The sequence below is a fragment of the Bradyrhizobium sp. AUGA SZCCT0431 genome (assembly GCF_018131065.1).
In the GTDB taxonomy this organism is placed as follows: Bacteria; Pseudomonadota; Alphaproteobacteria; order Rhizobiales; family Xanthobacteraceae; genus Bradyrhizobium.
Genome location: NZ_JAFCLR010000003.1, coordinates 1 through 12,533 on the forward strand (window position 1 = coordinate 1; position 12,533 = coordinate 12,533).

Sequence of the window (12,533 nt, forward strand, 5' to 3'; positions counted from 1 at the left end):
CACCGCGATCGACTGGCGGGTCGACAGCGCCTGGCTGTTGGCCGCTTCCTCGTTGGTATCGGCCAGCGTCAGGTTGGACGAGCCGGTCTGCAGCACGTTGATCAGGTTCTTGTTGAAGTCCTGGCGGATCTGCACGACCGACAGGTTCGAACCGAGTGACGACGCCTGGGTGCGAAGCGTGGTGCTGGCGGCGCTGAGCTTGGTCAGTGCGGCGTTCGCGGACGAATTGTCCAGGAAGTCCGTGCCCGAGGTCAGCGAAGCAAGGCCGAGGCCCGCCGCGTTGAAGGTCACACCCTTGATGTTCAGGGTGGACTTGCCGGTCTCGTTGAAGGTCAGCTTGAGATCGTCACCGTTCAGCAGGTTGATGCCATTGAACGAGGCATCCTGAGAAGTCGTCGTGACCTGGGTGATGATGTCATTGTACTGCTTCACCAGGCTCGCGCGAATGGTCTGCGAAGCCGCATCGGCAACCGGCGCAGCGACGGCCCCGAAGGTCAGGGTACCACCGCCGGTGTTGGTGAACGTAACCGCACCGATCGTGGACGACGCCGTATCGTTGGTCGTGGTAATGACGAGCTGGTTGCTGCTGTCGAGGCTGGCCGAATAATTGCTGGCCGCCAGCGCCGTATTCAAGTCAGCGAGCGACGAGGTGGCAGTGAAGGTGAAGCTGAATGCATCATGGCCAGTGGAAGCCGCGATCGACAGAACGTCGGTGGCGTCGATGACGGTGCCGTCAACGAGGTCGGCCGCGGTGCCGGTGCCGATCGCCGTCGAGGTCACCGTCGACTTGGTCGTATAACCGGCGGGAGCCTGCAGCACCTGGTTGGCGATCGACTTCGCGGTATCGACCAGCTTCTGCAGCGAGGTGATGCCGGTGTTGGCAGCCTGCAGAACCTGCACGCCGTTGCCAATGCTGTCGAGCAGGTTGTTGATGTCGCTGGCGCGGTTGTTGAGGCCCTGCGCGGTGAAGAAGTTGGTCGGGTTGTCGAGCGCCGAGTTGACCTTGTTACCAGTCGCAAGGCGATTCTGGGTGGTCGACAGCAGGTCGGCGGTGGACTGGAGGGAGAGCAGGTTCTGGCGAACCGAAGCCGAGAGAACGATGGACATGTTTCAGACCTTTCTGGTGTGAAAATCGAGGAACAGTCGTTGTCCCAATCTTTTTCGATCGGGTGACGCCAACCTGCGGCCAAGCCCCCTAAAGAGAAATGAATCGAAACCGGACTCCTCCCGCGCAAAAAAAGGAACAAATCGCCTTCATTGACGCGCCTTACCTCGAAAAACCATTGATATTGCTGCACATTAGGCGACAGATGAAAAAGCAGCCGGTTGGCCTCGTTCACCAATGGTTAACTATAATGGGAAAGGATTGCGTTCGAATCGCCTGGAGGAGCGCCAGCGCGTAGCTGGCGGCACGCTTTCCCTCTTCAATGACTGCGCTTTCAAAACGGCGACGGAGAACAGGCATGGCCTTGAAGGTTGAACTCAAGCCGAACGAGCGGATCATCATCGGCGCCTGCGTGGTGACCAACACCGACCAGCGCGCGCGCCTGTTGATCGACGGCGACAGGATTCCGATCCTGCGCGAGAAAGACATCCTGACGCCCGAGACCGCCGATACGCCGGCCAAGCTGATCTATCTCTCGGTGCAACTGATGTATCTGTCGCCGGATCCGATGGCGCATCACCCGACCTATTTCAGCCTGGTGCGGGACATCCTGAGCACCATGCCGAGCGCGTGGCCCTTCATCGAAGGCATCAACAATAACATCCTGAACGGCGACCTGTATCACGCCCTGAAGGAATCAAAGAAGCTGATCGGCCACGAAGAAGAGCTGATCGCCGACGCGAGAAACCTGCGGGCGGCCAACTCCGGCAGCGAAGCCGATCGCAAGTCGGCCTGATCGGCACCGGACAATACCGCAACGACAAAAGGCCTCCGCAAGGAGGCCTTTTTTGCGTGTCGGAGGAGCTATCAGCCGGCGATCATCAGAGATATTTGGTCAGCGAGGTCTGGTAGAGCATCGCTGTGGTTTGGTACGAGGCCTGCAGGCTGGTCTGCAGTGCGAGAATCTTGGTCGCGACCTCGTCGTCGTTGATGCCCTCGATCGAATCCAGCATCGTCTGCGTGATCGCCTTGGTCTGGGCCTGGCGATCGGTGGCCGCCTTGATTGACGCCCCGGCGCCGGCGAAGTCGGCCTGGATGTCCTGGATCGACTGCGTCCCCGGCACGTCCGCGAGATTCTGGGCAATGCGCTGGTTCAGCGCAGCGATCTGCGCGTTGGCATTGGGATCGGTCACCGACGTCGTCACCGCGGCAAAAACCGCGACGGTCTGCAGTTGCGAGCGCAACGCCTGTTCGTCGGCGCGGGCGCCGTATTGCACCGTGATCGATTGATCGATCTGCGCGACGGCGGTACCGCGCGCGGAATCGGTGCCGGTTTCGCCCTGGTACCAACTGACAGTGTTCGCCGGCGTGCCCGCCACCAGTGTGGTCGCCGCGCCGAACGGTGTGGTGCCGACGCGCATCGGCGGTTGGTCGAAGAAATTGTCGCCAGCCGTCACCGCTGATGCCGCCACCAGCGGCCCATTGGCGAGCTTGCCGATCGAGGTATTGAGGGCGGCGTTGAGATTGGCAGCCGTCGCGGCCGGGTTGGCACCGATGGCGAAGGTGTTGGCCGGCAGCGGCGTCGCCGTCGAGGCCGTCAAAGTGATGTCCTCGGTGGTGCCATCCGGCAGATTGAAGGTGAACTTGACCGATTCGCCTTCAGCCGGGTTGGTGGCACCCAGATCAACCGACATCGCCGCCGGCGTGCCGGTCGGCTGGGTGATCGTCGCGCCCGTCAGCGTCGAGGTGATCGCATTGAGCTTGAGGCCGAACTCGGACGGCGAAGCGTCCTCGGCGATCTGCACTGATGTCACCGACGGCGCCGTCAACACGACGCGGCCGAGGCCGCTGGTGCCGACGTCAGCCTGCTTGCGCTCCAGGATCAATTGCTTGAGCCCGGCCTGGGCGCCGTTGCCGTTCATGATTACGTCGGCGGGAGTCACCGGCGGCGTGTCGGTGGCACGGCCGGAGAACAGGTAGCGATCGCCGGACTTGGCATTGAGCATATCGACGGAATCAAGGAACCCGAGCGATGCGGTTTTCTGTCCCGCGGTCTGGCCGGTGTTGTCGATCTCGCTGACCGCACTGACCGCGGCGCCCTTTACCGACGAGCCGACGTCGACAAGCCGCTGCAGCGACAGGTTGGCGACGCTGATGCGCGTGTTCAGGTTTACCGCGGTATCGGCATAGCCGGCCAGGCCGCTGAGCTGCGAGCGCAAGCCGATAGCGAGGCTGCGGCCACTGCCCTGCCCCGCATAGGTGTTGGAGATCTTGCCGCTCGCCAACTGCTGAGTCAGCGCGTCGAGCTGGCTGCGCAGATCAAGGATGCCTGAGCCGATGTAGGATGTCCGTCCGCTGACGCCGCTAATGGTCATGACTACCTCAAATCGCCTGCATCAGGGTCTTGTACATTTCGTTCACGGTCGACATCACACGCGCATTGGCCGAATAGGCGTTTTGCAGCGACAGCAGATGCGCCATCTCCTCGTCGATGTTGACGCCCGAGGTCGACGACATCTTTTCCTGCAGCGTGTTGAGCACCACATCCTGTCCGCCGGCGAGTTGCGCCGCCGCGTCGGCGGCCGCGCCCTGCGAGCTGGTGAACTGTTGCATGTAGCTCAGCAGCGTGCCCTTGAACGGCGCGCTGGCGCTGCCGACGCCCGATGCCGGCGAATATTGAAACTTTGCCGTGGTCAGTTGCGACAGAATGAAATCGGAACGCGTGGTGTCGCCCGCGGCCGTCGAGGCGCTGTAGAGCACGAGCTTGGAGGGATCCGCGACCAACCCGTTGTTGACGGTGAGACGTCCCGCGAAGCCCGTGATCTGCGAACCCGTCGCACCGATCGCGCCGGTGTAGGGCGAGCCGCTGTCAGTGAACAGCGAGAGCTCGGCGCTGCCGTTGGTCAGGTTGATTTGCGTCGTGGTGACCGAAGCTGCGTTGACCGTGGAGTTGCCGGCGCTGTTCAGCACCGTCAGCGTGGAGCCCGAGCCGGAGAACTGCAGGTCCGATCCGCCCAGCGCCGTGTTCAGTTGAGCAACGACGGAGGCCATGCCTCCCGAAAAATCGATACCGACCACCCGGTCGTTGGGATCGACGGTCGCACTGTTCGGCAGCGGCAGCACGCTGGCGTTGTCGACGCGCATAATCGATATCTGGCGCTGCGTATTGGTCGCGGTGTCGGTGTAGGTGACATGGATGACGTTGCCGGCCTTCAGGTCGGCAACATTCAAATCAAATCCCGACTGCGGGCCTGACGTCACCGCGGTGCCCGCGGTGGTCTTGTCCGACAGCGCACTGGACAGCGATGCCGCGAACTGGTCGAGCTGGTTCTGCGCCTCGACCAGCGACTTGTCGCGCAACTCCGTATAGGCGGCGATCTTACCCGACCTGATGCCGCCCGAGGCAGTCAGATCAATCGATCCGCCATTGGTATAGGAGATGACGACCGAGCCGAGGTTGCTTTTCGACGGGTCGGTGTTCCACTGCGTGTTGGGGGTGACCGTGCCCTGCGCATTGAATGAAAGCCTGGCGGCCTGGTTGCCCACGAGCTCCACGCCGGAGGTGGTGAAGACCGTAATCTGGTTGGCGCCGTTGGTGGTGACGCGAATGTCCATCAGTTCGGACAATTGCGTGATGTACTGATCGCGCTGGTCGAGCAGTGCCGCCGTCGATGCGTCGGTCGAAGTGCCGCCGAGCGGATTGGCCGATAGTTGGTTGTTGATGGTCGCGATCTGCGACATCAGGTTGTTGGCGGTGTTGACGGAATCGCTGATGCCGTTTTCGGCTGCGCCGCGCAGCGTCTGAATGCCCTGCGTCATCGAATTGAGCTGGCTCGCCAGCACGTTCGCCGCGTTGACGACGCCGATCCGCGCCGACTGGCTGTCGGCGCTGGTCGACAGCGCCTGTACCGCCGTGGTCAGCTTGTTGAACGCATCTTCGAGCGTGCCGACCGAACCCGGGTTGCCGTAGAGGCTCTGCAGTTGCTGCAGAAAGTTGGATCGCAGCGAGGCATAGCCGGCGCCGGAGGTTTCCGTGCGTAGCTGTGCCTGGATATACTGATCCAGCTCGCGGTTGACGCCAACGCTCCGGACGTTGCTGCCAAAGGCCCCGGCATCGGTCGCGACCTGATTCAGTGTCTTGCGAACGTAGCCGGGCGTTTCCGCGTTGGCGACATTCGACGACACCAGTGACATCGCGGCCTGATTGGTGCGCAGGCCGGACATCGCAATGGAGAGTGCGTCGCTGAGACTCATGACAAACTACCGCTCTCGGAAACCGCCACGGAATACTGCGTGGACTATCGCATCACGTTCAGAAGATCCTGGACCATCGTGTTCGCCGTCGTGATCACCTTGGTGTTGGCCGAGTAGGCCTGCTGCGTCACGATCAGCTTGGTGAACTCGTCGGCGATGTCGGTGTTGGACGATTCCAGCGACGAGCCGGAAATGTTGCCACCCTTGCCGTAGAGGGCTTCACCGGATTCGTTGGTGACCTCGAACGCACCGCCATCGATACGTTTCAGGAAGTCGGCGCCGTTGAAGGTCGCCACGCTGACCTCCGCCAGATCGATGTTGCGGCCATTGGAGTAGCTGCCGACGACGCGGCCTTCGTTGCTGACCGATACGCTCTGCAGTTGACCGGCCGCGTAGCCGTCCTGCTGCAACTGGTTCACCTGAGCATTACCGTTGGTATCAGCGAATTGCGTGAGACCACCGGTGCCGAAGGCCATTGTGACATTGCCGAGGCTGGTGCCGGCGACCGTCAAACCGGTCAATGTAATCTGGCCGACAACCGGCTGCATCTGGCCGTTGGTGCCGAACTTGAAATCGGTGCCGACGTTTTGCCAGGAGACGGTGTTGCCGGTGGCGCCGGGATTGACCTGATAGAACAAGTTCCAGGTGTCCGTTGCGCCCTGTGTGGCCGATTCCACTTTGGCCCATCTGAATTGCAAGGCGACTGGAGCGCCGTTGCCGTCGTAGGCGGTGCTGGTGCCGCCGCTGATCGACTCGTCGAGAAACGCCTTATTGTCGCTGCCGATCACGATGCCGGTACCAGCCGTGCCGCCGCCACCGCGAAGCCCCGTGACGGTGCCCGTGAAGCCGAGCGCCTGGAATGCCGATACAGCCGATGCCGACGCACCGGCCGCAAGGGTAAAGTCGTTCGTGGTACCGGTATTCAGCGTGATGGCCCCTGCAGCGGAGACGCTCGAAGCAGGCGCACCGCCCGTGAGGCCATCGATCGTGGTCAGCAGGCCTCCAACTGTCGCGGTGGCAAGGTCGATGAAAGTGGTGCCGGCTACCGGAGCAGGCGCAGCACCGGTGTAGAAGGACAGTGTGTTGGTCGTCGTGACGCCACCGGTGGTGGTCTTGAGCACGAGCGTATCGCCGTTTGCAAATCCAGCAGGAAGTGAGTTGGTGCCGGACGTGCTTGTGAGCAACGTGCCTGCCGATATCGGCTGCGGTATCGTCTCATAGTTGTTCCGCGCGTTACCCAGCACGGCCGTATTGGAATACGGGGTCGCAGGGGTCCCGAGGATTCTCGGATTTGAAATGAAGTCGGCCGGCCGCAGCAACTCCGATCCCGGCACCGAGGTGTCGTGCTTGTTGGTCAGCGGGTAGCTCGCAAGGTTGGCGCGGTAGTCGATCTTGGTTGTTGCCTGCGACGGCAGAAAGTCATTCTGGAAGCGCAGAACCTGCGGCACGCTGCCGCTCGGATTGCCCGTGGTCGGATCGATCGGCACGCCTTCCAGATAGTAGCCGGCGCCATTGACGAGGTAGCCGTTCTTGTCGAGCGAGAAGTCACCGCGCCGCGTGTAACGATTGATGCCGTCGAACACCGGGTTGTTGTCGGAGATGCTGCCGGGCTTCTGCACCGCAAAGAAGCCGTCGCCGTTGATCGCCATGTAAGTCGATACCGCCGCCGACTGCACCGACCCTGCGATGGTGTTGGTGCTGCGCGAGCCGGCGGTGACGCTGCCCGCGAGTTGCGCGGTGCTACCGGTGTCGGGAATGATATCCATGAAACTGGTGTCGATCCGCTTGAAGGCGGTCGTTTGCGAGTTCGCGATGTTGCCGGAAATGTTTTCTAGGGCGTAGGAATTCGCCCGCAGGCCCGCGACGGACGTGGTGAGAGCGCCGAAGATACCCATGACATATTCTCCAAATTCGATCCGGGCGGCTCGCCGGTCTCACGTCATTGCAGGCCGCGTCGGGAGAAGATGTCGCAAGCGTTGTGCCAAATACAAAAATCTATACAGACCAATGACTTGAACAAAAAACCCCGGTCCGAAGACCGGGGCACAATTGCCGGGCGGGCAACATTTGCCGGGCGCAAGCGTCACGAAGGCGACGGCGATGCCGGATGGAACACCATCCCAAATCCGTCGATGCAATAGCGCAACCCCGTCGGTTTCGGTCCATCGTTGAAGACGTGACCGAGATGGCCGCCGCAACGCCTGCAATGCACCTCGGTGCGCAGCATGCCGTAAGTGCGGTCCTCGGTCTTGCCGAGCGCGTTGTCGAGCGGCTGGTAGAAACTCGGCCAGCCGGTGCCGCTCTCGAATTTCGTCTCCGAGGCGAACAGCGGCAGGTCGCAACCGGCACAGGCAAAGATGCCCTTGCGGTGCTCTTTCAGAAGCGGGCTCGAGCCCGGACGCTCGGTGCCGTGCTTGCGCAGGATTTCATATTGCTGCGGCGTCAGCTGCGCGCGCCACTCGGCGTCGGTCTTTTCGATCTCGAATTTCTCGGCGGCCTGCGCAGGCGATGTGCGCAACCAGCGGAAGGCCACAAGGCCGAACAGGCCGGCCACAGATGCGAGCAGGATACGGCGGTCGATCATCGGGGTCTCCGTGCGAGGCGGAACAAGGTGGTTCGCCATCAAATACGGCGCGCGCGTGCGGAAGTTACACGGATCCGTCCCGAATTCGCTCACTTTCCTGCGAGGCGGCGACCGGCGGTATTGCGGCGTCCGTGGCTTCCGACGGCGGCTGCGGGCGGACCGGCCGCGACGGACCCGGCGGCGGACGGCGACGGAGCGGCGGCTTGGTTCCGGCCTGCCGGCTGGCCTCGGCCACCCGCGCCTCGCGAATCCGCTCCTTGGCGCGCATGCCTTCCCGATAACGGGCCAGCGCGCCCGCGGCGGCTGAACTTCCCCGCCCCCACATGCCGATCAGGTGACCGGCGACCCGCCCGGTCGTGCCGCCTGCCCAGACCAGTTCGAACGGCGAAAACAGCCGCCAGCGCTCGTCACCCCACAGAATGCTGCGCGCCACCAATTGCCCCGCCATCGCCGCGGTGTTCATCCCCTGGCGGCCGAAGCCGGAGGCGACCCACAATCCTTTCCGCAACTGGCCGATCTGCGGCATGCCGTGGACGGTCACACCCACGGCGCCGCCGAAGACGTCGGATATTCCGACCTTGCCGAGCTTTGGAAAAATGGTGGAGATTCGCTGCTGGATGGTCGCGCCGAAGCGCCGCGGCCGCGCGTCCCAGGTCGTTTCCGGACTGGCCCACATCAGGCGGTCGCCCTCCACGATCCGGAAATGATCGATGCCGTCGCTGTCGCAAACAGATCCCTGAAAGGTGATGGCGTCAGTGAGGCGCGCGCCGAGCGGTTCGGTCACGGCGGCATAGCGCCAGACCGGCAGCAGCGTTTCCGACAGCCGCCGCAACGGCGCCCCGAGATGGATGTTGCCGGCCAGCACGATGTGCGATGCGCGAAGCCGCGCCGACGGCGTCACGATGCGCTTGCGAATGCCCGAAGGATCGATGCTGACCACCGGCGTGTCCTCGAAGATACGCGCCCCTGCCCGCCTTGCGAGCGCAGCCAGGCCATGGACATATTTGCGGCCATCGACCTGAAACGCCTTGGGGTAATAGATCCCGTGGAAATAGTGTCCGGTCTTGAGCTGATCGCGCACCCGATCGACCTGCCAGCCCTCGACTTCAGTCTCGAAATCCTCGCTCAGCGTCTGCAGCCGGCTGATCAAGGTTTCACCGGCATCGACATTGGAGACTTCCAGCGCCCCCTCGGTCAGCGCAATGCCCGGCATCGCCTCTTCGCTCGCCACGGCGCGAATGTAATCAGCGCCCTCCTTCGACAGCGCCCAGAGCTCGCGGGCATCCTCAAGGCCGACGCGCTCGATCAACTCGCCGATCGGAAGGCTATAGCCCGGCATGACGGTGCCGAGCTGGTTGCCGGACGCGTTCCAGCCGACGTGCCGGCCCTCGAGCACGGCAACGCTGGCGCCAAGACGCGCGGCCTCCAGCGCCACGGTCAGGCCGGCGAGGCCTGCTCCGACCACGCAGATATCGACATCGAGGTCGAACGACAGGCGCGAGCGAAACGGCGCGTCGTCGTCCTGACCGTTGGTCGCACTTGTGAAAGTCTCTGCCATGGCGTTTTCTTACGGACCGCTGCGGCGCTTGTCACCTTGTCCTGGGCATGAGCCTGTAGATTAATTCAGGCCGAAACGAATCGAGATTGCGCCCATGCGCCGTTTGATGCTGCTGCGTCACGCCAAGACCGAACACGACGCGCCCTCGGGGCACGACCAGGACCGCCGTCTCGACGACCGCGGCCGGCTGGACGCCGCCGCCATCGGTGGCTGGATCGGCCGGCACCTCCCCCTCCCCGACACGGTCCTGATCTCGACCGCGGTGCGGACGCTGCAGACCTGGGAGATCGTCCGGCAGGCGATGCAGGATGCGGCCAAGGATTTCGTCCCGCCGCAGGTCGAGTTCCTGGCCGAACTCTACGGCGCCGACCCGACGCATCTCCTGCAGATCATCCGCATGGCCGAAGCCACCGATCCGAAGCGGTTGATGGTGATCGGCCACAATCCCGGCATGCATGAACTGGCGCTTGCGCTGTCCGGCAGCGGCGATGCGGCCGCGAAGAAAGCACTCGAGCACAATCTGCCGACCAGCGGCCTTGCGATCCTCGATTTTGCGAGCAAGGACTGGAACGAGGTGGCGTTTCGCCGCGGCACACTGGTGCGCTTCACCAGCCCGAAATTGCTGAAGCAGACGTCGGACGACTAGCCCAAAGATAAAATTGCGAAAACAACCCCATGCAAAGTAGGCCGGGCGGACATCCCGGCGCCGTCATGCTAGGCTCGTGGCTGACAGGAGGCGCGGATGTTCAAATCCATTCTGGTGCCGCTCGATCTCGCCGACACCGATCTGGCCAAGCCCGCGATCGCAACGGCGGCAACGCTGTCACAGACCTGGAACGGTACGGTGCGGCTGCTCAACGTCATGCCGATGACGCCGGTGATGCTGGCGGAATATGTACCGGCCGATTTCGACGCCCAGCAGCGCCAGACCTCGGAAGAAGCGCTCGCGATCGTGGCGCAGGAATCCGGCATCGAGGCGTCGCGCATTTCCGCTGTGGTGCGGCAAGGCGGTATCTATCACGAGATCCTGGAAGAGGCCGCAGCAATCAAGGCCGATTTGATTGTGATGACGTCGCATCGGCCGGCGATGCGGACCTATTTTCTCGGCTCCAATGCCGGCCATGTGGTGCGCTATGCCAAATGCTCGGTGCTGGTGGTCCGGCACTGACGGAGCACGATACCCGATCACGGTGCAGCCCGGTCGACCGACCGGGCTGCATGTGTTTTTATCGTGCAGGTCGAGGCGCGCGGGCCCTTACCGAAGCCGCCCGAGTTCGGGATCGACATGACCCCAAACCGCGTGCTCGATGTGGCTGCGTGTTATTCCGATATCGCGGAGCTCACGATCGTCCAGCTGCCGTAGCGCTTTGACCGCCGCCCGGCGATCCAGATACGCGACGATTGCATGCGCCCAAATCCCGAGCCGGCGGAAAAATCCACCCGAGCTAAGGGAAATTGCAGGCTGGGCTGCGGCTTGGGACATCGTGGTCATTGGTCTTCTCCAGTTGGCTTTCACGCGGCAAGGCGATGCCGCCGACGCAATCGCTGGGAATCAGCGGCAGCGCCTTTGGGTCTGATTGTTTGCACTCTCCTCAGTGCAATCTCAGGCTTGATAGGTTCAAAATGATCCGGTACATTCCTCGGTGCAAGTAAAACATTGCTCTCGGTGCAATTATGTCAAAGTTCGAATATCTCAGGCTTGCCGATGCCGTTGCCTCCGAGATCGCCAATGGCGGGCTCAAACCGGGCGATCGCCTGCCGCCGCAGCGCAGTTTTGCCTATGAGCGCAAGATCGCCGTCTCCACCGCGAGCCGCGTCTACACGGAATTGTTACGCCGCGGCCTCGTGATCGGCGAAGTCGGACGCGGCACGTTCATTTCCGGACAGGCGCCCCGTGCGATCACCACGCTGACCGAACCACGCGGCGCCCGCATCGATCTGGAAGTCAATTATCCGCTGCTGCCGACGCAATCGGCCCTGATTGCGAAAAGCCTTGAGGGACTGGAGCGGCCGGAAGCCCTCGAAATCGCGTTGCGGCAAGGCACCAGCGCCGGCACGCAAGCGGCAAGAAATATCGCAGCTGATTTCCTTTCCCAAAACGGCTGGTCGGCGCGCGCGGAGCAGATCGTCTTCACCGCCAACGGCCGGCAATGCATCGCCGCCGCCTTGGCCGCGATCGTACCGGCCGGCGGCCGTTGCGGCGTGGAGGCCCTGACCTATCCTTTCATCAAGGGCATCGCCGCCCGGATCGGCGTGACACTGGTGCCACTGACGATGGACGAGCACGGCGTGCGTCCCGACGCCGTGCAAAAGGCCCACCGTGAAGCGCATCTGTCGGCGCTGTACATCCAGCCGACGGTTCAGAATCCATTGGGCATGACCATGCCGGCCTCGCGCCGCACCGAGTTGCTGCGCGTCGTCGAGAAACTCGATCTCACCATCATCGAAGATGCGGTCTATGGATTCCTCGACGACGAGGCTCCGCTGGCAGCACTGGCGCCCGATCGCTGCGTCGTGCTCGACAGTCTTTCCAAGAAGGTCGCGCCGGGTCTGGCGCTCGGCTTCATCGTTCCGCCGCCACGTTTGCGCGAGAGCATCATGGCATCGGTTCGTTCCGGCGGATGGACGGCGTCGGGATACGCCTTCGCGGCCGCGCAACGCATGATGGCCGACGGCACCGCGTCCGAACTCGTCAGACTAAAGCGCATCGATGCGCAGCGGCGTCAGCACATTGCCGCAGAACGGCTGGCTGGCTTCGAGCTGCAGGCCAACCCGAAATCCTACCATCTGTGGCTGACGCTGCCGCCCCACTGGCGGTCGCAGACTTTCGTCGCCGCAGCAGCCCGCCGGGACATCGCGTTGACACCCTCGTCGACCTTTGCGGTGAGCCCCGGACATGCGCCGAACGCAATAAGGCTGGCGCTGGCCGCGCCGCCCGTCGACCAGCTTGATACGGCGCTGCGGACACTGGCGGGAATGCTGCGCGCGAGCGAAGAAGATTTCGAATCGACCGAATAGACCGGCTGCCCTCA

The 12,533-nt window shown here is 63.0% G+C and carries 11 protein-coding genes; 4 read left to right on the top strand and 7 right to left on the bottom strand.

Going from position 1 to position 12,533, the window contains the following annotated elements; translation table 11 throughout:
- A partial coding sequence (locus JQ567_RS03175) for a hypothetical protein (RefSeq protein WP_212437444.1) occupies nt 1-1,107 on the bottom strand: 1,107 nt, incomplete at its 3' end.
- Between the two features lie 356 nt (nt 1,108-1,463).
- On the opposite strand from JQ567_RS03175, the gene flbT reads away from it, so the two are divergent.
- Nucleotides 1,464-1,901 (top strand): flagellar biosynthesis repressor FlbT, encoded by a 438-nt coding sequence (gene flbT, locus JQ567_RS03180; RefSeq protein ID WP_212264264.1) that lies wholly within the window; start codon nt 1,464-1,466, stop codon nt 1,899-1,901.
- A gap of 85 nt (nt 1,902-1,986) precedes the next feature.
- Here the strand turns inward: flbT and JQ567_RS03185 are convergent, their stop codons facing one another.
- From JQ567_RS03185 to JQ567_RS03205, 5 genes are all read right to left on the bottom strand, one after another.
- The gene (locus tag JQ567_RS03185) at nt 1,987-3,480 is read right to left on the bottom strand and encodes a flagellar biosynthesis protein FlgL (protein ID WP_212437445.1); all 1,494 of its coding nucleotides are present in this window, start codon (nt 3,478-3,480) and stop codon (nt 1,987-1,989) included.
- A 7-nt stretch (nt 3,481-3,487) separates the two neighbouring features.
- Nucleotides 3,488-5,359, bottom strand: a complete 1,872-nt coding sequence (gene flgK / locus JQ567_RS03190) for a flagellar hook-associated protein FlgK (protein WP_212437446.1) — start codon at nt 5,357-5,359, stop codon at nt 3,488-3,490.
- A 44-nt stretch (nt 5,360-5,403) separates the two neighbouring features.
- Nucleotides 5,404-7,254 (bottom strand): flagellar hook protein FlgE, encoded by a 1,851-nt coding sequence (locus tag JQ567_RS03195; protein ID WP_212038767.1) that lies wholly within the window; start codon nt 7,252-7,254, stop codon nt 5,404-5,406.
- Between the two features lie 188 nt (nt 7,255-7,442).
- Nucleotides 7,443-7,943, bottom strand: a complete 501-nt coding sequence (gene msrB, locus JQ567_RS03200) for a peptide-methionine (R)-S-oxide reductase MsrB (RefSeq protein WP_212437447.1) — start codon at nt 7,941-7,943, stop codon at nt 7,443-7,445.
- Nucleotides 7,944-8,007: 64 nt separating this feature from the next.
- Complete coding sequence (locus tag JQ567_RS03205) at nt 8,008-9,501, bottom strand: FAD-binding oxidoreductase (RefSeq protein WP_212437448.1); 1,494 nt, start codon at nt 9,499-9,501, stop codon at nt 8,008-8,010.
- Nucleotides 9,502-9,595: 94 nt separating this feature from the next.
- On the opposite strand from JQ567_RS03205, the gene JQ567_RS03210 reads away from it, so the two are divergent.
- Together JQ567_RS03210 and JQ567_RS03215 are read left to right on the top strand one after the other, a co-directional pair.
- The gene (locus JQ567_RS03210; RefSeq protein WP_212437449.1) at nt 9,596-10,147 is read left to right on the top strand and encodes a histidine phosphatase family protein; all 552 of its coding nucleotides are present in this window, start codon (nt 9,596-9,598) and stop codon (nt 10,145-10,147) included.
- A 96-nt stretch (nt 10,148-10,243) separates the two neighbouring features.
- The gene (locus JQ567_RS03215) at nt 10,244-10,669 is read left to right on the top strand and encodes a universal stress protein (RefSeq protein WP_192737723.1); all 426 of its coding nucleotides are present in this window, start codon (nt 10,244-10,246) and stop codon (nt 10,667-10,669) included.
- A gap of 87 nt (nt 10,670-10,756) precedes the next feature.
- Here JQ567_RS03215 and JQ567_RS03220 read toward each other — a convergent pair whose 3' ends face one another.
- Complete coding sequence (locus JQ567_RS03220; protein ID WP_212437450.1) at nt 10,757-10,993, bottom strand: DUF1127 domain-containing protein; 237 nt, start codon at nt 10,991-10,993, stop codon at nt 10,757-10,759.
- 182 nt (nt 10,994-11,175) lie between these two features.
- Here JQ567_RS03220 and JQ567_RS03225 point away from each other — a divergent pair, with 182 nt between their 5' ends.
- A complete protein-coding gene (locus JQ567_RS03225; protein ID WP_212437451.1) occupies nt 11,176-12,519 on the top strand; it encodes a PLP-dependent aminotransferase family protein in 1,344 nt (447 codons plus the stop codon).
- The last annotated feature ends 14 nt before the right edge of the window (nt 12,520-12,533 follow it).

What these genes read in the sequence shown, in the direction of transcription:
- JQ567_RS03210 (WP_212437449.1), top strand. Translation starts at nt 9,596, where the DNA reads ATGCGCCGTTTGATGCTGCTGCGTCACGCCAAGACCGAACACGACGCG.
- JQ567_RS03185 (WP_212437445.1), bottom strand. Translation starts at nt 3,480, where the DNA reads ATGACCATTAGCGGCGTCAGCGGACGGACATCCTACATCGGCTCAGGC.
- JQ567_RS03215 (WP_192737723.1), top strand. Translation starts at nt 10,244, where the DNA reads ATGTTCAAATCCATTCTGGTGCCGCTCGATCTCGCCGACACCGATCTG.
- JQ567_RS03205 (WP_212437448.1), bottom strand. Translation starts at nt 9,501, where the DNA reads ATGGCAGAGACTTTCACAAGTGCGACCAACGGTCAGGACGACGACGCG.
- JQ567_RS03220 (WP_212437450.1), bottom strand. Translation starts at nt 10,993, where the DNA reads ATGACCACGATGTCCCAAGCCGCAGCCCAGCCTGCAATTTCCCTTAGC.
- JQ567_RS03195 (WP_212038767.1), bottom strand. Translation starts at nt 7,254, where the DNA reads ATGGGTATCTTCGGCGCTCTCACCACGTCCGTCGCGGGCCTGCGGGCG.
- flbT (WP_212264264.1), top strand. Translation starts at nt 1,464, where the DNA reads ATGGCCTTGAAGGTTGAACTCAAGCCGAACGAGCGGATCATCATCGGC.
- msrB (WP_212437447.1), bottom strand. Translation starts at nt 7,943, where the DNA reads ATGATCGACCGCCGTATCCTGCTCGCATCTGTGGCCGGCCTGTTCGGC.
- JQ567_RS03225 (WP_212437451.1), top strand. Translation starts at nt 11,176, where the DNA reads ATGTCAAAGTTCGAATATCTCAGGCTTGCCGATGCCGTTGCCTCCGAG.
- flgK (WP_212437446.1), bottom strand. Translation starts at nt 5,359, where the DNA reads ATGAGTCTCAGCGACGCACTCTCCATTGCGATGTCCGGCCTGCGCACC.